Raw genomic sequence first — 20,398 nt, 5'->3', positions numbered from 1 at the left:
ATTGGATCGATGACGTGTTCAGCGGGCGTACACGATGCGGACCGGGCCGGGCGCGAAGGAGCGGACCGCGGATTCGAGCCGGTCGCGCTTGAGTCGCCAGCCGTTGATCAGCCGGAACGCCTGCATGCTTCCGACCGGATTCTCCGGGGGCAGGGACTTGTTGATCCTCTTGAGCTGCGATCCGCTCAGGACTTCCGGTGCACGCGAATATCCCGGTCGCAGTTCGATGCCCACGAAAGACGTCTTGCCCCGGAAGCGATCCCGTTCCGTCCACACGATGATGGAAACCACCTCGGCCCACGGAACAACCTGATCTCCTGTTGACACGACCCACTTGAGCCGGGGACCGCCCAGTGTCAGGCCTTCCGCGTCCACCCGAAAAGCGAGTGGGCGCGACGAAGCCAGCACGACGACGATCAGGAGGAACAGGGCGCTCCCGCAGCCGAACAGTGCCGTGAGCCCTGGTGAGTTCGAGCTCACCAGGAACGCGAACCCGGCAAGGACAAGGGAGATCCAGGCGCTTCGCAGTACGTGGCCATGCCAGCCGTAGCGCACCTCATAGGTCCCGACGGGGGAGTTCATTCGGCGATCCTCCTGGACGCGGCATCCGAGCGGTAGTGGTTGGCGTGGCGATTTCCGGTCAAATCCTCGTCCCCCGGCGGCGCTTCGCGCTGCGCTGCCAGGGGATCGGTGACCTCGGGCCCGGGGTCAGCTGTTGCAGACGATCTCCACCTCGGCGTACCACATCCCCGCGCGGGGCATGTACCGACGGGCGTTCGGGGGGATGCCGTTACTCACCTGCGGGGTGCCGACCAGCTGACACTGGCTCTGGCTGAATCCCTGGAGGGAGGCGTCGTAGTAGGCGTCGGAGGTCGCGGCGGCGACCGCGGCGTTGATGAGGCGGCCGGCACCATCGCCGATGTAGTCACCCGTCGCAGGGGTGGTGGCCGTCGCAGGGGTGGCGGCCGCAGCGGACACGGTGCCGGTCAGCAGCAGGGTCGCGGCGACGACGGCGGTGCCGAGTATCCGGTGGAGTGGGCTCATGGTGGTGTCCTCATTCTTGAAGAGTGATCAGGCCTCGTTCAGGAGTGGGTCACAGCTATTGAGGCAGACACCGAGGCCGCTGGCATCGGTAGAAGTACGCGGTTCCGGCTACGCAATCCACCCCGGAGCCCAGACCCGTTCCCGGTGGGCTCAGGCGCGGTGCTCGCCCGGTGAGACGAGTCCTGTCTCGTAGGCGATGACGACGGCTTGGGCGCGGTCGCGGAGGGTGAGTTTGGCGAAGATGCGGGCGACGTGGGTCTTCACGGTGGCTTCGCTGAGGGTCAGCGCCTGGGCCAGGTCGGCATTGGAGAGCCCGCGCCCGAGGAGGGTCAGGACCTCACGTTCGCGAGGGGTCAGCGGGGTGAGGTCGCGGTGGATCCCCGCGGGCCGGGGAGGTCCGCCGGGCTTCTGGTCGGCGTGAGCGAAGCGCTCGACCAGCCGGCGGGTGATCGCGGGCGCCAGCAGGGCGTCACCCGTGTCGACCAGGCGTACGGCGGCGGCGAGGTGCGCGGCGGTGACGTCCTTGAGCAGGAAGCCGCTCGCTCCGAGCGCCAGGGCGGCGTAGACGTAGCGGTCGAGGTCGAAGGTGGTGAGCATCAGGACCCGGCAGTCGGCGTCGTGCTCCAGGATGCGGCGGGCCGCCTCCAGGCCGTCCATGGTCGGCATCCGGATGTCCATGAGCACAACGTCCGGCCGCAGCCGGCGCGCCGCCGCCACCGCTTCTGCGCCGTCGGCGGCCTCGCCGACCACGTCGATGCCGCGTGCGGTCAGGATCATGCGGAAGCCGGTGCGGATCAGCTCCTGGTCGTCGGCGATGAGGACGCGGGGCGACGGCTCCGCCGGCCCGGTGGCGGGAGCGGGCGTGGTCATGGCCGGTCCAGCGGGATCCGGGCGCGGACGCGGAACCCGCCGCCCAGGCGGCGCCGCGCGTCCAACTCGCCGCCGTAGACCGCGACTCGCTCGCGGAGTCCGAGCAGTCCGCGGCCGGCACCGACGCTTGGTCCGTTGCTTGGCCCGGCGGCGGTTCGGGTCAGTGCGGAGGGGCTGCCGGACAGTACGCTCGGCCCGCTGTTCAGCACCTCCACGCGCAGATAGTGGTCCGCGTAGCGCACAGTCACCTCGGCCTTCCCCCCGTCGCCGTGTTTGACCGCGTTGGTCAGCGCCTCCTGGACGATCCGGTACGCCGTCAGGTCGATCCCGGCCGGAAGCGGGCGTGGCTCCCCGGAGATCTGCACCTCCACCGGCAGCCCGGCGAAGGCGAACCGGTCGATCAGCGGGCTGAGCCGGCTCAGGCTCGGCTGCGGCGACAACTGGGTGCCGTCCGCGCTGTCCGTACCGTCCTGCGACGGGGCCAGGAGGCCCAGCAGATGCCGCAGTTCGGTCATCGCGTCCCGTCCCGCGCCCTCGACCGCCAGCATCGCCGCCGCCGCCTCGTCGGGCATCGTGGCCAGGACCTCGCGGGCCGCCGCGGCCTGCACCACCATCAGGCTCACGTTGTGGCTGACGATGTCGTGCAACTCCCCCGCGATCCGGGCCCGTTCGGCCTCCACGGCGTCCCGGGCGGCGCCCTCGCGCTCCCTCTCCAGCAGCCATCGCCGGTCGCCCAGCGCCTTGCGGTGCAGCCGCCGCGCTCGGACGAGCAGCACCGCCAGCCACCCGGCGGCCGCACCTGCCGCAGCCAGCGCGGCCACCAGCCAGTCCATCCCCGATTCCCCCACGGGCTGATCTTCGCAGCCCCCGGCGCGATCCGCATCAGCCCCCGGATCCAGCGCCCTACATCCCCAGGATGACCTGGCCGCGATGTTGCATCCGGGGAGGGATGCCCCGTCGGTCCCGTTGCCGCCAAGCTTCGTGCCATGACTACGGAAGACAGCTCAGGACGGGTCGTCGTGCGACTGGACGGCGTGCGCAAGGAGTTCGGCGATGCGGTGGCCCTGGACGGCGTGTCCTTGGAGATACGCGCCGGGGAGGCCGTCGCGGTGATGGGCCCGTCGGGCTGCGGCAAGTCCACCCTGCTCAACATGGTGGCCGGCCTGGACCGCCCGACCGCAGGCCAGGTGGTCGTCGACGGCGAGGAGCTCGGGAAGCTGAACGAGACCGGCCTGGCGCTGTTCCGGCGCCGCCGGATCGGTATGGTCTTCCAGTTCTTCAACCTCATCGACGACCTGTCGGCGCTCGACAACGTCGCGCTCGCCGCGCAGTTGACCGGCAGCTCTGCGTCGCAGGCCCGCAGGCGCGCACTCGAACTGCTCGACGAACTCGGCGTCGCCGACCGCAGGAACGCCTATCCGGCGGTCCTCAGCGGCGGTGAGCGTCAGCGCGTCTCGGTCGCTCGCGCCCTGATGAACCGTCCCGCCCTGCTGCTGGCCGATGAGCCGACCGGCGCCCTGGACAGCCGCTCCGGCGAGCAGGTGATGGACCTGCTCATCGACCTCAACCAGATCGGCCAGACCCTGCTCATCGTGACCCATGACCAGCGGCTGGCCACCCGCTGCGCCAGCCGCCTGATCGAGGTCGCCGACGGCCGGATCGCCCGTGAGAGCACCCTGGAGCGCACCGCATGAGCGCCGTCTGGTCGGCCGCGCGGGCGGCCGTGAAGCGGCGCAGGATCCAGACCCTGGTGATCGCGCTGGTGGTCCTGACCTCCACTGTCACCCTGGTCGTCGCGCTCGGCCTGCTCGACGCCGCCTCGGCGCCGTTCGAGAGCACCTTCGCCCAGCAGCGCGGTGCCCAGCTCACCGTCACCTACGACGCGGCGAAGGTGTCCGACGCCCAACTCGCCGACTCCGCACGTAAGTCGGGGGTCACGGACGCGGCCGGGCCGTTCGCCGAGGTGGTGCTCACCGCGCCGCCCGCCAATGAGCTGACGCCGACCCCCGGGGTGGACGACCCGCAGCCCGGGCCGGTCGTCTTCGTCGGTCGAGCCGATCCGGGCGGCCCGGTGGACCGGGTGGACGTCTGGAAGGGGCGCTGGGCCCAGCGGCCCGGCGAGGTGGTGCTGATGCGCCCGCCCGGCCAGCGCTACCAGAAGTACGAGGACGTCGGCAGCCGGTTCGTGGTGCCCGGCGCACCGCCGCTGACCATCGTGGGGTTCGCCTCCAGCCTGAGCCAGACCGCCGGTGCCTGGGTGGTGCCCGACCAGCTGGCCGCCATGCACCCGACGTCCACCGAGATGCTCTACCGCTTCGCGCAGGCCGGCTCGGCCGGCCAGCTGGGGGCCGACCTGGCGACCGTCAGCTCCGGGCTGCCGCAGGGCTCGGTGCTCGGTTCGCTGTCGTACCTGACCATCAGGAACGACCTGACCAGCTCGGCCAGGGCCTACGTCCCGTTCCTGCTGGCCTTCGGCATCCTCGGCCTGGTGGTGGCGGTGCTGATCACCGCCAACGTGGTCAGCGGCGCAGTGGTCTCCGGCTTCCGGCACATCGGGGTGCTCAAGGCGCTGGGGTTCACGCCGAACCAGGCGGTGGCGGTGTATTTGGTGATGGTGCTGGTCCCGGGAGTCGTGGGCGGCGTGCTCGGCACCGTGCTCGGCGGCTTCGCGGCGCAGCCGCTGCTGAGGATGTCGTTCCAGGGGTTCAACTCCGGCTACTTCACGCCGACCCTCAACCCCTGGATCCAGGTCGAGACGCTGGTCGGTATGCCGCTGCTCGTGCTGCTCGCGGCGCTGCTCCCCGCACTGCGCGCGCACGGACTCTCGGCCGCCCGGGCGATCAGCGCGGGCAGCGCGCCGAGCGCCGGGCGCGGGCTCTGGATCCAGCGCCGGCTCAGCGGGAGCCGGCTGCCGCGCTCGGTCAGCCTCGGCCTCGGCCTGCCGTTCGCCCGGCCCGGGCGCACCGCGCTGACGATGATGTCGCTGGTGCTGGGGGTGCTCGCGGTGACGCTGGCGACCGGGCTGGGCGGCACCATCACCGCGTTCGTGGGGTCGGGCCAGGGGCACATGCCCTCGTCGACCTTCTACGACGGCGTCCCGAGCGTGGCGGGGCAGATCGCACCGAAGCTGACGGACCAGCAGATCGAGGCGAAACTGCGCTCCCTGCCCGGCGCGAGCAAGGTGACCGCCGAGGCGCCGGTCCTGCTCCACCTGGCGGGGGACAACCAGGCCGTCCACTGCTGGTTCGCGCGCGGGGACAGTGAGGCCATCGGTGATCCGCTGCTCGAGGGGCACTGGCCCACCGGGCCCGACGAGATCATGGCGGGGACGTCGTTCGCGCAGAAGCGCGGCCTGGTACTCGGCAGCCACCTCACCATGGAGCTGAACGGGCGGCAGCAGAGCGTGACCCTGGTCGGCCTGTCCCTGAACAACAACCCCGACGAGATGTCCGCCGACTGGCCGGCGCTGACCTCGTTGGCACCAGGGCCGACGGCCTCGACCTACGTCAACCAGTACTGGGTGCGGCTCGCCCACGGCACTGACGTCGATGCCTACGACGCCGCGGCCAAGGCGGCCGAGCCGGGCCTGGAGCCGTCGCCCGCCGGGGGCACCAACAGCATCACCGTCACCATCGTCGGGACCTCCTCGGTGCTCAGCATCCTGCTGGGGACGGTCGCCGGGCTCGGCGTCTTCAACACCGTGGTGCTGAACGCCCGCGAGCGCCGCCGCGACCTGGGCATGCTCAAGTCGATCGGCATGACGCCCCGCCAGGTGACGGCGATGATGGTCACCTCGATGGCGGCCCTGGGCGTGGTCGGCAGCCTGATCGGCGTCCCGCTCGGGATCCTGGCGCACCGCGTGGTCATCCCCGCGATGACGAAGCCGGTGGGCCTGGACCTCCCCGCGAGCATGCTGGACGTCTGGCACCCCATGCCGCTCACCCTCGTGGCGCTGGCGGGCGTGGCCATCGCGGTCCTGGGCGCGCTGCTCCCGGCCCGCTCGGCGGCGCGCCTGCCGATCGCGCAGGTCCTGCGCAGCGAGTGACCTGGGCGGCAGGACGAGTGGAACGGGCGCGGCGCAGGGGGGCACGGGGGACCCTCCTGCGCCGCGCTCTGATGAGGGGGCGGCTCCCCATCTGGCGCGCACGGCGGTCCCGGCAAGGCTGACGTCGTGCACGGGGAGCCTCGTGCGAGGGTCGTGACGTGCGGTTGGGCCGTCGGTGGTGAGTCCACCGATCTCCGGATCGGACGACTCCTGGCGAGCTCTCATCCGATGCCAAGTGGAATCCAATGGAGCTTTCCAGAAAAGCCCCCTGGGGTTCCTTCCCCGCCCCCTCCCCTGTAACTGACGTTAATCTCCGCCCGATCGCCTTTGCGGAGCAGGAGTGCGGTGCTTCCCGAATCCATGGGATCGATAGTAGTTTTCACTTCCACTTCATTTGCCTTAAGGCTCGGAAAGAATTGAATTCCCGACCCCGGGCTATTGCTATTGAATCCACTCGAAACAAGCATTCCGTAGCCCTCGGCCGTGTAGTACCTCCTTGCGATGCCATTGCTGAAGTCGTGAATCAGCGTCGGGCTTTCAAGGGGTCCCTTGAGGGTGATTTCCCCGTTGACGGTGAGGTTGCCGATGTCGAGGTCGGGTTTGATGACGCTGACTTGGGCGGAGAGGATCCGGACGGCGGGGTTGGTGGGGTCGCCGGTGGTGGCGCGGATGTAGAAGGTGGTGTCGGACTTGATGCCTTCGATGTCCAGGCTGGTCCGCTTGGTGACGTCAAGGTCGACACCCGGGTACAGGAGTTCGTAGGTGGCGTTGGCGGAGCGTTCCCAAGTGAGCTTGACGTCGCCTCCGTTGGGGATGATGGACGGTTCGCAGAGGAAGTTGCGCAGGTAGAAGTCGGCCGGGAACTTGCCGATGTTGAAGACGATGGGACGGTTCTGGAACGCGGAGTTTCCGGTGCGGGAGCGTTCGGTGACGGTGATCGGGGCAGTGCCGACCTTGCGGCTCATGGGGATGTCGGAGAGCTGGATGGTGAAACCGGTGTCCGGGCCGATCGTCGCGTGGCTCCCGGTGGGCTCGAAGACGAACTCCTTGGCGACGGCGTCCAGACGCGCGCTCCAGCCGTCGAGGCTGATCCGGGGGCTGATCTTCGCCAGGTCGGTGGCGAGGTCGGGTGCCATCGTTCCGGCCGGGACCTTCACCTTGATCCACTCAATGTCGGCTGGCTGGTTGGTGGCGGCCTGCCGGGTCGCGGAGAAGATCAGCTCCCCGGGCTCCTCGGGGACCTGAGGGTTCTCCGGCGACGCCTTCAGCGGGCTCGGGATGGTGGTGACGGCGTACGACAGCAACGGATCGTCGGCCGCGGCGGCGGTGTCCGCGCCCTGGATCTGTACGACCAAGCTCACTCGGTACTCCTTCGGCTGGGAGGGGCGGCGCGTGGCGACGGGTGTTCTCAGTGGTTGGTGCGGTTGGGCGTGGCAGTGGGCCTGTTGAACGTGTCGTGTCGAGCTGGCCACTTGCCTGGGGAGGTGACCGCCGTGATTCAAGCCGGCCGGTCGACAGGGTCCTTGTCGGTACTCGCGTTCAACGGATCCGTCGGGCTCGTTGTAAGCGAGTGACTGCGCAACGCGTCGGCAGAGGTGGCGTAGACAGTCCTACTGTCGTCCCTTTCCAGGGGTCAGGTGCGGCAAGAAGCGATCGTCGGGGTCACCAGGGGACGATTCCCAAAAACTCCAACTCGCCATCGCCGAAAGAACACCAGTGCACAGTGGCGTCGATGTCGCTGTAAGACCGCTGGAGGTAGTGCAGGCACTCTCCTCGCTGCAAAGGCACTGAGAGACTCTTCTGCTCATCTTCGGCACCCGCATCGGCACTGAATACAGCGATGAGGTCGTGATAGGAGCTGCCCTCGGCTCGGATCCTCAGGTCGATGTTCCTCGCGTTAGGACCGATTGACTTGAAGGCCACCGTCACAATGCCATCGGTAGTCGCCCGCCAGTCGCTACTGTCCCGCATGGCGACGGGGGGATAGCGGTGCAAGATCCGGGTGGACCCGTTGACGGTGAGGTTGCCGATGTCGAGGTCGGGTTTGGTGACGCTGACCTGGGCGGAGAGGATGCGGACGACGGGGTTGGTGGGGTCGCCGGTGGTGGCGCGGAGGTAGAAGGTGGTGTCGGACTTGATGCCTTCGATGTCGAGGCTGGTCCGGTTGGTGACGTCGAGGTTGACGTCACCGTAGAGGAGTTCGTAGGTGGCGTTGGCGGAGCGTTCCCAGGTGAGCTTGACGTCGCCGGGGTTGGGGACGATGGAGGGGGTGCAGAGGAAGTTGCGCAGGTAGAAGTCGGCGGGGAACTTGCCGATGTTGAAGATGGTGGGCCGGTTCTGGAAGGCGGAGTTTCCGGTGCGGGAGCGTTCGGTGATGGTGATCGGGGCGGTGCCGACCTTGCGGCTCATGGGGATGTCGGACAGTTGGATGGTGAAGCCGGTGTCCGGGCCGATCGGGGCGTGGCTGCCGGTGGGTTCGAAGACGAACTCCTTGGCGGTCGCGTCCAGCCGGGCGGTCCAGCCGGTGAGGCTGATCCGCGGGCTGATCTTGTTCAGGTCGGTGGCGAGGTCGGGTGCCATCGCGCCGGCCGGGACCTTGACCTTGATCCACTCGACGTCGGCGGGGGTGCTGCTCTGCCGGGCTACGGAGAAGATCAGTTCCCCGATCTCCTCTGGAACCTGCGGGTTCTCCGGTGACGCTTTCAGCGGGCTCGGCGTGGTGGTGACGGTGCACGACAGCAACGGGTCATCGGCCGCGGCAGTGGTGCTGGAGTTCTGGGTCTGCACGACAAGGCTCATGTGCTGTTCCTTCGGCTTGTGGGCCGCGCCGCCCCGGGGTTGGGGCGGTGCGCGGTGGGGGCGTGTGCCGTGGCCGGCGCGGCTGTGCGCGACCGGGCCAGCGCCGTAACGTTGCGGGGCTCCCCCGTTCAGCTCTTGCGGCCGATCGGCGTGAATCGCAGGTGAACCTCGGAGCCGGGATTTCCGCTGGAGCCTCCGCGTCCGATGTAAATGCTTTCTCCTTTTCTGGCCGTCCTGAAGAGAGAAGCGTATTGCGCACCTCGGGAGTTGCTGTATGCAGTCGCATCCGAGACCTTGGTGTAATCACTGGAATTCCATACGCGCAGAAATACGTGCTCTGCCTCTGGGCTGGACTGAATTTTTACCCACCCCTCAAAGAATCCGTCTTCTGGGACGATGTAGTGACGGACACCGTTGCCAGTGGGCTCTGTGGGCAGGTCGGTAGATTCGTCGAACCAGCCGCCGGCGACGTTGAGTGTGCCGCCGACGTCGAGGTTGCCGACTTCCAGGTCGGGTTTGATGACGGTGACCTGGGCGGAGAGGATCCGGACGGCGGGGTTGGTGGGGTCGCCGGTGGTGGCGCGGATGTAGAAGGTGGTGTCGGACTTGATGCCTTCGATGTCCAGGCTGGTCCGCTTGGTGACGTCAAGGTCGACACCCGGGTACAGGAGTTCGTAGGTGGCGTTGGCGGAGCGTTCCCAAGTGAGCTTGACGTCGCCTCCGTTGGGGATGATGGACGGTTCGCAGAGGAAGTTGCGCAGGTAGAAGTCGGCCGGGAACTTGCCGATGTTGAAGACGATGGGACGGTTCTGGAACGCGGAGTTGCCAGTGCGGGAGCGTTCGGTGACGGTGATCGGGGCAGTGCCGACCTTGCGGCTCATGGGGATGTCGGAGAGCTGGATGGTGAAACCGGTGTCCGGGCCGATCGTCGCGTGGCTCCCGGTGGGCTCGAAGACGAACTCCTTGGCGACGGCGTCCAGACGCGCGCTCCAGCCGTCGAGGCTGATCCGGGGGCTGATCTTCGCCAGGTCGGTGGCGAGGTCGGGTGCCATCGTTCCGGCCGGGACCTTCACCTTGATCCACTCAATGTCGGCTGGCTGGTTGGTGGCGGCCTGTCGGGTCGCGGAGAAGATCAGCTCCCCGGGCTCCTCAGGGACCTCCGGGTTCTCCGGGGACGCTTTCAACGGGCTCGGGATGGTGGCGACGGTGTACGACAGCAACGGATCGTCGGCCGCGGCGGCGGTGCCGGCGTCTTGGGTCTGCACGACCAGGCTCATGTGCTGCTCCTTCGCATCGTGGGCCGCGCCGCCCCGGCTCCGGTGCGGCGCGGCGGCGGGGTGTGTTAGTGGTCGCTGCGGCTGTGCGCGGCGGCGTCGTCGAGGGAGAGGAAGCCGGAGCGGATCTCGGGTTCGGCGAGCGGGAGGTCGTACTGGTCCTCGCTGAGGATCGGCAGCTTCTGCCAGCTGCCGCCGCGGTTCTCGGACCAGGTCCAGGTGCCGAGGACGCCGTCCGGGGTCGGCATGAGTACGGTCTCCACGCTCTCGCCCTGCGGGCCGCGCAGGGCGGTGGTGGCGGCCAGGAGCGGGCCGGTGCGGAAGTTGACGGTCATCCGGGCGATCGCCGGATCGGTGAACTCCTGCGGCACGAAGACCGTCTTGGTGGCGAGGATGTCGGTGGTGGCGTGGACTGCGGCCCGCGGGTCCAGCAGCACGGTGGCGACGGCGCTGCTGTGGTCGCCGAAGTCCAGTTCCAGGCTGGGCTTGTCGCCGATCGGCCGCAGGTAACCCCCCGCTCCGGCGGCCGGAGTGACGACCGTCTCGAAGTGCTCGTAGTCGTCGTCGAGGACGTACCCGACGAGCCCGTCGTCGCTCTGCTGCGCCTCGCCGAGCCGGATGGCCCAGGGGTAGGTGGGCAGTTCGGGGGTGGGCCGGTCGAAGAGGGTCTGCCAGCTGACGTCGGTGCGCAGCGGGCCGCGCAGGTTCATGGTGAGGCAGGTGCGGACCAGGGCGAGGGGTCGGCCGAGGAGGAAGCCGAGGCCGGGGTCGGCGGGGCCGGCGGGGTCGATGGTCTGCAGGGCGCTGTCGAGGGTGGCGCGGAAAGCGTCGAAGGTCTGCGGGCCACGGGTCTTGACGGCGTTCAGCAGCCGGTAGGTGTGTCGGCTGCGTGCTTCCAGCTGCTCGAAGCGGGTCACGTCGGAGCCGGGCAGCCCGCTCCAGCTGACTTCCCGCTGGCCGCCGGAGTTCAGGGTGACGCGCAGTTCGCCGAGCGCGGTCCCGTCGGGGCTGTAGACGACGAGGGACTTGTCGAGGCGGTTGTGCAGGAGCCAGGCGCAGACGGGGTTGGTGCCGGGGGTGAGGCCGGTGTCCTCGTCGGTGCCGGCGGCGAGGAAGTCGAAGCGCAGCCGGGCGGGTTGGAGGAGGCGAGGGCCGAGTTCGACCAGGCGGTCGCTGTCGTACTCACTGACGGGGTGGAGCGGGCGCATGGTGGCGGGCATCTCGGGCTGGGTGTGGATGATGTTGACGGAGCGTCCGAAGCGGTCGACGACGGCCAGGTTGAGGAAGGCGAGCTGGCCGGCGCGCAGTTCCTGGAAGGTGGAGGCGGGCCAGTCGGGGTCCCAGTCGCTGGCGGGCAGGGCGCCGGGGTCCGGCGGCGGGTAGTCGCCGTTGCCGACGAGGTCGGCGATGGCGCCGGTGGGCTGGAGGCCGGCGAGGGGCCGGCGTTGGGCGATGGCGGCGCCGAAGCCGTCGAGGGTCTGGGAGAGGTAGTCGCTCTTGCGGGCCTGGGCTCGGACCTGGCGTACGGCTTCGGCGGACAGCTGGTCGCGCACGCGGGCGTAGCTCTGCAGGGTGCCGTCGACGATGTGGCCGGCGGAGGGGGCGAGCATCTGGCGGCCGGAGATGATCAGCGAGGCGCCGGGCTCGCCGGTGCCCTTCCACTGGTAGCGGGAGCCGTCGATGAAGTCCCAGTGCGGGGTGTCGCCGTCGCGGAACGGCAGCGGGAAGTACTCGGCCTTCCAGAGCAGGTACAGCGGCTGCCAGGGCATGGCCCACGCTGCGGTGCCGTATTCGGGCAGGGTGCCGGTGACGTCCCGGATCGCGCCGCTCTGCAGGGCGCGGTCGAGGATGAGGAACTCGCTGAGCAGCGCGGGGAAGCAGGGCGGCTGCTGGCCGGTGAGGTTGATCTGGGCGGCGGTGGCGGCGACGTCGGTGGTGGTGATGCCGGAGGCGCGGGTGACCACCCGTTCGGGCGTGCGGCAGGGCAGGGCGGTGTCGCGGGTGAGGGGGGCGTGGAGGTTGGCGCCCTGAAGGGTGAGGACCGGGTCGGCGCTGTACTCGAAGTCCTCGGCGGGCACCCGGATGAGGCGGCGGGCGGCGCGGGCTCCGTAGGCCGGGTACAGGGTGTCGATGCGCGCCGCCAGCTCCGTTTCGCTCTTGCCCCAGGGCAGCTCAAGGCGTTCTTCGGCCAGGCGGCGGGCGAGGGTGACGACTTGGCCGGCTGCGCCGGCGGTGTTGGCGGGGTTGAGCTCGTCGTCGATGTTGCTGTTGAAGTCGTCGGAGCGGCGCTCCAGGCGGCTGAGCCACCACAGGTGGTAGAGGTGTTCGCGGGCGGCGTCGAGGTCGGCTTCGGTGGCGTCGTGGGCGGCCTGGCGGCGGTTGAGGTCGGCGACGGTGTCGGCTTCGGCCGCGCGGGCGGAGCGGGACAGTGCCCGGCCGGTCTCCTCGCCGCGTTCGCCGATGAACCAGCGGTAGCCGCCGGGCACAGGACCGAACGCGGTGTCGTGGGCGCGGCGATCGGTGAGGAGGTCGGCCTCGGGGCGGTCGCGTTCCTCCAGGGCGTCGATGCCGCCGAGGAGGAAGGCCCGGAACAGGTCGGCCTCCTCGGCGGAGAGCGCGCCCTGGCCGTCGGCCTGGGCACCGAGCTCGGCGACGGCCTCGGCGATGCTGTTGGACACGATCGGGGTGACGGCGGCGGGTGTCGGACACGGGGAGGTGGGGACGGGGCCGGTCAGGTCCCAGTCCAGGCCGAGGACCGTCCCGGAGTAGACGGAGCTGCGGATGCCGCTGCCGGAGCCGACCGGCGGGGTCCATTCCAGGCGCTCCAGCAGCGCTGCGAGGTCGTCGGTGCCGGCGAGGATGTCCTTGTCCGGCTGGGCGTACCAGCCGGCGACGAAGTAGCTCAGCCGTTCCTTCTCGGGCAGTTCGCTGCCTGGTGCGTCGAGGAGGGTGTCGTGCAGGGAGAAGACGTTGCTGTTGTAGGGCTGGAAGACGGAGAAGGTCAGCAGGCCGGGGCCGATCGCGGTGAGGAACGGTGCGTGGCGGTTGGCGGGTTCGCGCCAGGGGCCGGTGAGTTCGTGGCACTTGCCGATCTTCGTCGCCGACGGTGCGTCGCTGTCGGGGTCCTGGAAGGAGACGCTGCCGTCCATCGGGTGGAGGTAGTCGCTCTCGACGATCCAGGCCTTGAGCTTGCGGGTGCCGGCGGTGTGGCGTACGACGAGCCAGCGGTTGGGCACCAGGGGGAACTCGCCGACGCCCTCCTCCTCGTCGTGGCGGCCGCGGGTGAGGGCGGCGGGCAGTTCCCACTGGAGGTAGACGCCGAGACGGTCCTCCCGGCCGGTCCACTCCTCGGGACTGGAGAACGGCGCGGGCTCCGGCGGGACGCCCTCGCCGATGTTCTTGAAGTTCGCGATCCAGCGGTGGAAGACGTGCGGGGTGCCGGTGTCGCGAGTGGCCCGGTTGACGGCGAGGGCCGCCACCTCGACCGGCACGATAAGGGTGTTGTCCACGGACATGGCCCGGGTCCTTTCGAAATCTGCGCGGGAGGAGGCGAGTTCAGGGCCGGGAGAAGGTCTGGGCCTGCGGGGCGTCGATCATCTGCAGGGCGAACTGGGCGGAGGAGATCCGCTGGCCTCCGGTGAGCCCGTGGGCGCTGGAGAGGGCGGGCACCAGCGCGTCGCCGGTGCCGTCGACGTTGAGGACGTCGCGTCCGCCGGGGCGCAGGAAGCGGGCGAAGCCGGCGGGCTGCGGGAACTCGCCCTTGGGGTAGCCGATCCGGTCTCCGGTGATCTCGCGCAGTTCGATGGTGCCGACGTCGCCGATGCCGAAGCACAGGCCGCGCGGCGGCTCGGCCAGCTCGAAGCGCTCGATCACCTCCGGGTAGAGCAGCAGGCGGATCTGCGTGCCGAACACCGCGTCGCGCACCGGCTCGACGACGTTGGTGCCCTTGTAGGCGGTGACGATGGTGTTGGGCCAGTTCGGGACCAGGCTGGAGTTGACCAGCACCGCGCACTTCGGCACGGGCCCGCCGCCGGTCGCGAGCGCGTTGAGGTCGGCGTCCAGGGCGTGGCCGACGCCGACGCTGAGCGCGCCGTCCACGGCCGCCCGTACCCAGTCGGTGTCGAGGTAGGCGAAGCGGATGCTCTCGTCCGGCAGCGCGCGGGCGTCGGGGACCAGCTGGGACAGGCCCAGCAGCTCCAGCCGGCGCAGCGCGTCCAGCCAGGCGGTGACCTTCGCGAAGTTGTCGGGTGCCGCCTGGGTGAGGAGGCTCGCGACGCCGGGCTGCGTGAGGACGGCGCGCACGTCGCCGACGGTGCGCCGGGCGCGGGCGGCGGAGCGGCGCAGGCCGGCGCGCAGCTGGGGGCCGGCCTGGTCGAGGGCTTGGGTGAGGCGGGCGCCGCCGCCGCGGCCGTCGCCGCCCGTCAGGAGGCGGTCGAAGGCCTCGAAGGCGAGGGGTGCGGTGAGCTCGCGGCCGGTCAGGGAAGAAGCAGCACGGGCGGCGAGTTCGGGGTGGGAGGCCAGGCGGCGGGCCGCGGTGCGGGCGGCGGAGCGGAACTCCAGCAGCGCGGTGCGGAATTCGGCGTCGGCGAGGGCGAGAGTACGGCCGGTGGTGAAGGCGGCGGCGTAGGCGGTGTCGAAGACGCCGTACTGCTGCAGGTAGATCAGCGCCTCACCCGGGGAGTCCAGCCGGGTGGCCGCCGCCGGGGGCAGGCGGCGGGCGGGTTGGGCGGTGAGGGGGCCGCGGTAGAAGGCGAGGGTGCGCTCGCCGGTCTCCAGGCGCTGCGGCAGGGCGACGGCGCCGCCCGCCATCCGGTCCAGGGCCTCCTTCTGCGGTCCGGCCGGGTTGGCCGGGCCGGCGGTCGGCACGCGAAGGCGCAGCTGATCGGCGGGTCGCGGGGTGGTGCCGTCGGTGGTGGCCAGGTGCTGGGCCAGGTCGCCGAAGCCGACGCCGGAGTCGGGCTCGGTGAAGAAGGACCAGCTGGCGAGCGAGACCAGCCGCACGCCCTCGGTGGGCGCGGGGGCGGTCAGCTGGCGGTCGAAGCCCTCGAGGGAGACCAGGTGGGCGACGTGGCGGCCGCCGGCTGCGGCGGGGAAGCGGTTGGCGACCAGGATGGCGTTGAGCTCGCCCTCGTCCGGCTCGGGGTCGGTGCCGGCCCGGGTGGCGTCGGGGCGCCCGCCCTCGCGCAGGTGCGCGAGGTAGCCCATCTCGACGGGCAGCGGCTTGACCGCGTCGAACACGGCGGCGGGGACCAGGACGGTGGCGCACTGCTCGTCGTACTCGTCCGGGCGCAGGCTCTCGGGCGGCAGCGCGGGCGGCTGTCCGGGGCCGAGGCCGGGGCGGGGGCCGAGGAGCTGGCGCACTGTGCCGGTCTTGACGAGGCCCACCGCGTCCGGGTCCTCGGGCAGCTCGTCCTCGCGGAAGAGCAGCAGGGCCATCCATGGGACGGCGGCCGGCTGGCCGGGTCCGAGCAGGCGGTTCCAGGGCAGGCCCGGGGCGTCGAGGTTGATGTGGGCCAGGGTCTGGCTGTAGGTGCCGACGGCGTCCGGCACGGGGAACCGCGCGTTGATGCCGGTCGGGTCGAAGCTGAAGCGCGGCTGGACGACGTCGAAGGGCTGCGGCGTGGCGTCGATGACGCGATCCGCGCCGTCGACGTCCTTGAGGGTCTGCCGGTTGCCGATGACGTAGCGGCCGGCGTGCAGCGAGGGGATGCGGTGGTCGAAGAAACGGGTGCGGTGCTCGGCGCCCGGCGCGCTGATGCGCGGTCGGGGGCCGGGTTCGGACGTGGTGGTCACGGGCGTGCCTTTCGACAGGACGCGGCGGTGGGCGAGGAGTTGGGCAAGGCGCTCGTGGGCGTGCGGCGGTACGGGCCGCCCGCACGGTGGCAGTGCGGGCGGCCCGGTTCGGCGCGTCCGGTCAGCTGGCGACGAGCATCGGCTCGGCGGTGAAGGCGGTGCCCGCAGCGTTCGCATAGGCGCTGAGGTTGGTGTCGAGCGCGCCGAGGTTCGCGCCGAGGCCGGTGAGGGCCTGGGCCAGGGCGGTGCGGTTGCCACGGGTGGTGGCGGTGTCGATGCCGCTCTGGATGGCGGCGATGACATCGCCGGGCCGAGGCCGCGTCGGCAGCGGTCCCGTGACCGGTTCGCTGCTGGACAGCGGCTGGTTGCCGTCGGGGTTGATCGGGTCGAAGGAGATGCCGTGTTCGTCGATGAACCCGGTGGAGGTGCCGTGGTCGACCGGCGGCGACGTCAGCCGCACCCCGAGGATCCGGTCGGGGATGATCCCGTCGTTCGGCGCGTCGGCCCGCTGGCCCCACAGGCCGTTGGGGACGTTCCCGCGCAGGATCGCGCGGCCCCACGGCATCAGCGTGTAGGGGGCGTTTCCGTTGAGGGTGAGCCAGACCCGCAGTTCGCTGCCCTTGCCGCGTAGGTGCATGGGCAGGATGTCCAACAGCGTGCTGTCGGTGGCGACCGGGGTGGTGCTGCCCTGGTCGAGGAAGACCTTGCTGACGGGGGCCCTGGGTGTCGGCGGTGAACGTGAAGCCGCCGTTGCTCACCAGCCACGGCTTGATCGCGCCGCGGGTGGCCGGGGCGCCCTCGCCCTCATAGCCGGCGATCGCCGTGGTGCTGACCATGTTCTCGGGCGGCGGCAGCATGCCCTGGAACCCGCCCCAGTCCAGCGCGGGCGCCTGGCTGCGGCGCTTGGCGCCGAAGCCGATGGTGAAGGAGATGAACCACAGGTGGACGGTGGCCTCGCCGCCCACCGCTGGCCCCCAGACCCGGACGCTGACGCCGACCTCGATCGAGATCCTGATCTTGACGAACCAGATCTTGATGGTCGCGGAGACCCCGACCCGCACCCCCATCCCGATGTCGAAGTAGAAGGGGTTCCACTCGACCAGCGCGTCGATGCGGGCGTCGAGCCAGGCGCGCAGCATCCCGGACTGGAAGACGACTTCGAGGGAGCCGCCGGCCATCAGCGACTTCGGGGTGAACGCGGCATAGGCGTTGCCGCTGATGTTGACGGTCGAGCCGACACCCCAAGTGAGGCCGGCCGGCTGCTGCTTGGGATAGCGGGTGGGCAGCTCGCGTCCCGCCGGGATCGCGCCGAGCAGCAGCGCGAAGTCGCCGGCGTGCGGGTGCCTGCCGAACCAGAACTTCATGCCGACGCCGCCGCGCAGCTTGCAGTTCGGGTCGATGAGGAAGGTCTTCTCGGTGAAGGCCGCGCCGATGCTCAGCTCCCCGGCGACGGGCCGCAGGGTGGCCTCGATGCCGATCTCCACCCGGGCGATCTTCTTGTCGCTCTTGGTGGGCAACTGGGCGCCGCCGACGCCGAGCAGGCTGATCGTCAGGTCGGACCCGGTCTGCACCAGCGCCATGGCGTGGCCGCGGAAGGTCTCGAAGCAGTCGAAGGCCAGGCCGGCGGCGAACCACAGGTCCCCCTGCTGCGGGTTCACCCAGGTGCCGAGCAGCTCGCTGAGCACGTTGAGCGGGTCGACCTCGTCCTCGTCGGCGCCGATCTCACCCGGGTTGTCGAGCGCGATCAGGAACGGGAAGTCGCTCAGCCCGTCAGCGGACGGGACGGTCACCCGGCTGTTCCAGCCGAACCCGGCCGAGATGCCGCGTACTTGGAACATCGGCGGGCCGAAGCCGGTGGCGCTGCCCAGCGAGCCGTAGGCGAACAGCGACGGATCGGCGCCGCTGCCGTCGGGGACGACATAGGCGCCCATCGCCGAGCCGTTGAACGCCCCGGTGTCGACCACCAGCACCCCGCCGAGCACGGCCTTGTAGGGCGGGGCGGCGGGGAGGGCGGTCAGCGCGCCGGCGATGTGCAGCGGCGGGTTGTAGTAGTTGACGCTCAGCCCGTTCTCGCCGCTCGGCGTGCCGATCGGCGACCAGCCGCGCACCGCGGGGGAGTCGAGGACCCGCATCCCCTTGCGGCGACGGGGTCCCGGGCGAGGGGTGAGGATGCCGTTCTCCGTCACCAGCGCCTGCGGCGTGTGGTCACGGACCCAATCGCGCTGCCGTATGGCGGGCAGGGCCCTGCCCAGTCCGTCCAGGCGCCCGGGGTCGGTCGGCGGCGCGGGCGCGCGCCGGGCCAGCCGCAGGGCGCGGCCGTCCGTCAGCGCCCAGGCACCGGCGGGCAGCGCAGCGTCGGCGGGGGCGCCGTCGACGAGGACCAGAGCATCGTTCTCGCCGAGATCGGCTACGGCCAGCGCCCCGGTCACCCAGTCGCCGTCGGCGGTGAACGAGACGCGCACCGGCACTGGCGAGGAGGACGCCGTGGTGGTCGCGTGCCCGCCGACCGACAGGGCCTGCGGATCGCAGACCGCTCCGTCGATGCGCAACGTCCCTGCGGTGAACACCAGTTCCGCGGTGTCGGGGTCGGCGAGGAAGGACGCGGGGATCTCGACCGCACCCCCTGAAGCGGCCTGGTCGAGTAGTTTCCAAACGTCTACAGCACGTGTTGTCACAGCGATTCCAGCCCTCTACTCGTGGCAAAAGGGGAAGGCGGAGGCATGCGCCGGTCCGGGCGACGTGCCTGACGTGTCCGCTGCGAGGAGACTAGCCACGCGAACACCTTGAGCATGTGGATAACTACAGTGCGTTGCAAACATGGCCAAAAGGTGGTGTACAAACCTCGCGAATAGGGGGAACTCCCCACAGGCCGCACCACCCGCACCGCAGAAGCGTTCCGGTCCGCCGCGAACGGCATCCGCGCTGGCTGTCGACGACCCGCCGCACGCGGTTGGCGTTGCGCAGACCCGAGGTGCGAGACCGGAAACCAGCCAGCCGAAGGGGCTGATGCTGCACTGTCAGCGGCACTGACGTTACGCGTGAGGCCGAAGAGGGACGATGTCAGGCATCGATCGCTGCCGGGATCTCGGCGGCCACTCCGATCGCGCAGCCGCAGCCAAGTTCCTCGGGGATTCCGGGGCCTGTCCGGGCGGCGGACGCGCGAACGCTTGGCCCGGTCGACGGCTTCAAGCTGCGCGGCCCACCAGGTGCTTCCCGGCATGCGCCGGGCCTGGCGCGGGCCGAGGATGGGCGGTGTCCACACGCCGCACCCAGGGAGGCCCGATGGCTGGCGAGCAGAACAACGACATCCTCGGCTCGATCGACCGGCTGGTCGACGCCGAGAAGCAGCTCCGCGCCCGGATCGCCGACGGCAGCGCGGACAGCGATGCCGCCCGGCAGGAGCTGGCCGCGCTGGAGGTGCAGCTGGACCAGTGCTGGGATCTGCTGCGCCAGCGCCGGGCCCGGACCGAGTTCGGCGAGGACCCGGGCACCGCGCGGGTCCGTCCGGCCGAGGAGGTGGAGGGATACGAGTCCTGACGGCCGAACGGGGCCGCTGGTGGCGGGCCAGCTGTGGCCTTGCAGCGTTGAGCGATCGCCGCGACAAGCCGGGACGATGCGGTCACCTGCGGCACATCACTCAGGCGTCACTGTGATGATGCCTTGGCCCGCTTCGCCCCACCCCAGAGTGAGCCTGGATTTGCTCGGTGCGGGTACAGCGCGAGCATCGCCTCGTACAGTTGGGCCGCGGTTTGGGTCTCGGCGTCGAGCCGGTTGAAGTCGGCCAGGTACTTCTTGGTCTCGGCCAGGATCTTCGGGTCGTCGGGCAGGTCGGGGTTCTTGTGGCCGGCGACGACGAAGGCGGGGTCGAGTGCGGCGAGCGTGTCGGTGGCGCGCATCCACTCCTCGCGCGAGGCGGTGGTGGTCTCGCCCAGGTACTGGTGGATGCCGTTGTAGGCGACGTCGCCGGCCACGACGAGCCGCAGGTCCGGCACCCACAGTGCGGTGCTGCCCGCGCAGTCGGTGAAGCCGGTCTCGACCGCCCGCAGCTGGTGCCCTTCGAGGGTGAACGTGTCGCCGTCCAGGACCTCCGGGAAGACCTGCGGCAGCGGGACCTGGCCCGGAAAGCGCGAGGTCCAGAAGGTGTCGACGTAGGGTGGTGTGCCCTCGAACCTCGCCTTGACCACGGCTGCGGCGGTCGAGACCGCCTTGGCCCCCGGAAATGCTTCGAGGAGCTGCTTCACGCCGAAGCCGTGGTCACCATGGCCGTGCGTGATGTAGACGTAGGCCAGATTGCGGTCGTGCGCCTTCACCCAGTCGACGAGCTGTTGGTTCTGTTCGACGGTGAGGAACGTGTCGACCAGCGCGGCGTCACGCTCACCGAAGATCAACGTCGCGGTGTTGACCACCCACTGGAGCTCTTCCGGAGTGCCGGGCGGTAGGTCGCGGGTCAGACCCGACCGGCGCATGCACAAAGTGTCGTACCGCAGTGCTGATGTGGGTTGCGGCATGTCGTGGTTCCCTTTCACTCTCGTTGAGGTCCGGGCCGACGCACTGGGCTGGTCGGTCGCGATGG

14 protein-coding genes are annotated in these 20,398 nt (G+C 70.3%); 3 read left to right on the top strand and 11 right to left on the bottom strand.

Annotated features, from left to right (window positions below):
• Positions 1-18: 18 nt before the first annotated feature.
• The 4 genes from P3T34_RS14470 to P3T34_RS14455 all read right to left on the bottom strand — a co-directional run bounded on the left by P3T34_RS14470 (position 19) and on the right by P3T34_RS14455 (position 2,747).
• Positions 19-582, bottom strand: a complete 564-nt coding sequence (locus tag P3T34_RS14470) for a hypothetical protein (protein WP_280666450.1) — start codon at positions 580-582, stop codon at positions 19-21.
• 126 nt (positions 583-708) lie between these two features.
• A complete protein-coding gene (locus tag P3T34_RS14465) occupies positions 709-1,044 on the bottom strand; it encodes a hypothetical protein (RefSeq protein WP_280666449.1) in 336 nt (111 codons plus the stop codon).
• 150 nt (positions 1,045-1,194) lie between these two features.
• A complete protein-coding gene (locus P3T34_RS14460; RefSeq protein ID WP_280666448.1) occupies positions 1,195-1,914 on the bottom strand; it encodes a response regulator transcription factor in 720 nt (239 codons plus the stop codon).
• Positions 1,911-2,747, bottom strand: coding sequence for a histidine kinase (locus P3T34_RS14455; RefSeq protein ID WP_280666447.1), 837 nt, complete (start codon positions 2,745-2,747; stop codon positions 1,911-1,913). Before P3T34_RS14455 ends, P3T34_RS14460 begins: the two co-directional genes overlap by 4 nt.
• 153 nt (positions 2,748-2,900) lie before the next feature.
• Between P3T34_RS14455 and P3T34_RS14450 the strand changes: the two genes are divergently transcribed.
• On the top strand, positions 2,901-3,608 hold the full coding sequence (locus P3T34_RS14450) for an ABC transporter ATP-binding protein (protein WP_280666446.1): 708 nt from the start codon (positions 2,901-2,903) through the stop codon (positions 3,606-3,608).
• A complete protein-coding gene (locus P3T34_RS14445; protein WP_280666445.1) occupies positions 3,605-5,959 on the top strand; it encodes an ABC transporter permease in 2,355 nt (784 codons plus the stop codon). Before P3T34_RS14450 ends, P3T34_RS14445 begins: the two co-directional genes overlap by 4 nt.
• 221 nt (positions 5,960-6,180) lie before the next feature.
• On the opposite strand, the gene P3T34_RS14440 is transcribed toward P3T34_RS14445, so the two are convergent.
• From P3T34_RS14440 to P3T34_RS14415, 6 genes are all read right to left on the bottom strand, one after another.
• Entirely contained in the window at positions 6,181-7,320 is a 1,140-nt protein-coding gene (locus tag P3T34_RS14440; RefSeq protein ID WP_280666444.1) for a hypothetical protein, read from the bottom strand.
• 301 nt (positions 7,321-7,621) lie between these two features.
• Entirely contained in the window at positions 7,622-8,758 is a 1,137-nt protein-coding gene (locus P3T34_RS14435; protein WP_280666443.1) for a hypothetical protein, read from the bottom strand.
• A 128-nt stretch (positions 8,759-8,886) separates the two neighbouring features.
• Positions 8,887-10,035 carry a hypothetical protein gene (locus P3T34_RS14430; RefSeq protein ID WP_280666442.1) on the bottom strand — a complete coding sequence of 383 codons (1,149 nt, stop codon included), beginning with the start codon at positions 10,033-10,035 and terminating at the stop codon, positions 8,887-8,889.
• 65 nt (positions 10,036-10,100) lie between these two features.
• The gene (locus P3T34_RS14425; protein ID WP_280666441.1) at positions 10,101-13,547 is read right to left on the bottom strand and encodes a hypothetical protein; all 3,447 of its coding nucleotides are present in this window, start codon (positions 13,545-13,547) and stop codon (positions 10,101-10,103) included.
• 40 nt (positions 13,548-13,587) lie between these two features.
• Positions 13,588-15,825: a hypothetical protein gene (locus tag P3T34_RS14420; RefSeq protein ID WP_280666440.1), complete on the bottom strand. Its 2,238-nt coding sequence runs from the start codon at positions 15,823-15,825 to the stop codon at positions 13,588-13,590.
• Positions 15,822-18,500: a DUF6603 domain-containing protein gene (locus P3T34_RS14415; protein ID WP_280666439.1), complete on the bottom strand. Its 2,679-nt coding sequence runs from the start codon at positions 18,498-18,500 to the stop codon at positions 15,822-15,824. The genes P3T34_RS14420 and P3T34_RS14415 overlap by 4 nt, the downstream gene beginning before the upstream one ends.
• 607 nt (positions 18,501-19,107) lie before the next feature.
• On the opposite strand from P3T34_RS14415, the gene P3T34_RS14410 reads away from it, so the two are divergent.
• On the top strand, positions 19,108-19,362 hold the full coding sequence (locus P3T34_RS14410) for a DUF2630 family protein (RefSeq protein ID WP_280666438.1): 255 nt from the start codon (positions 19,108-19,110) through the stop codon (positions 19,360-19,362).
• A gap of 107 nt (positions 19,363-19,469) precedes the next feature.
• Here P3T34_RS14410 and P3T34_RS14405 read toward each other — a convergent pair whose 3' ends face one another.
• Positions 19,470-20,291, bottom strand: coding sequence for an MBL fold metallo-hydrolase (locus tag P3T34_RS14405; protein WP_280666437.1), 822 nt, complete (start codon positions 20,289-20,291; stop codon positions 19,470-19,472).
• Positions 20,292-20,398 lie beyond the last annotated feature (107 nt).

This window comes from Kitasatospora sp. MAP12-44, from assembly GCF_029892095.1.
GTDB lineage: Bacteria > Actinomycetota > Actinomycetes > Streptomycetales > Streptomycetaceae > Kitasatospora.
This window is presented reverse-complemented; position numbering and strand designations above follow the sequence as displayed.

Bases quoted from the DNA above. Each gene is read 5' to 3' on its own strand.
- P3T34_RS14470 (WP_280666450.1), bottom strand. From the start codon at position 582: ATGAACTCCCCCGTCGGGACCTATGAGGTGCGCTACGGCTGGCATGGC.
- P3T34_RS14465 (WP_280666449.1), bottom strand. From the start codon at position 1,044: ATGAGCCCACTCCACCGGATACTCGGCACCGCCGTCGTCGCCGCGACC.
- P3T34_RS14460 (WP_280666448.1), bottom strand. From the start codon at position 1,914: ATGACCACGCCCGCTCCCGCCACCGGGCCGGCGGAGCCGTCGCCCCGC.
- P3T34_RS14455 (WP_280666447.1), bottom strand. From the start codon at position 2,747: ATGGACTGGCTGGTGGCCGCGCTGGCTGCGGCAGGTGCGGCCGCCGGG.
- P3T34_RS14450 (WP_280666446.1), top strand. From the start codon at position 2,901: ATGACTACGGAAGACAGCTCAGGACGGGTCGTCGTGCGACTGGACGGC.
- P3T34_RS14445 (WP_280666445.1), top strand. From the start codon at position 3,605: ATGAGCGCCGTCTGGTCGGCCGCGCGGGCGGCCGTGAAGCGGCGCAGG.
- P3T34_RS14435 (WP_280666443.1), bottom strand. From the start codon at position 8,758: ATGAGCCTTGTCGTGCAGACCCAGAACTCCAGCACCACTGCCGCGGCC.
- P3T34_RS14430 (WP_280666442.1), bottom strand. From the start codon at position 10,035: ATGAGCCTGGTCGTGCAGACCCAAGACGCCGGCACCGCCGCCGCGGCC.
- P3T34_RS14425 (WP_280666441.1), bottom strand. From the start codon at position 13,547: ATGTCCGTGGACAACACCCTTATCGTGCCGGTCGAGGTGGCGGCCCTC.
- P3T34_RS14410 (WP_280666438.1), top strand. From the start codon at position 19,108: ATGGCTGGCGAGCAGAACAACGACATCCTCGGCTCGATCGACCGGCTG.
- P3T34_RS14405 (WP_280666437.1), bottom strand. From the start codon at position 20,291: ATGCGCCGGTCGGGTCTGACCCGCGACCTACCGCCCGGCACTCCGGAA.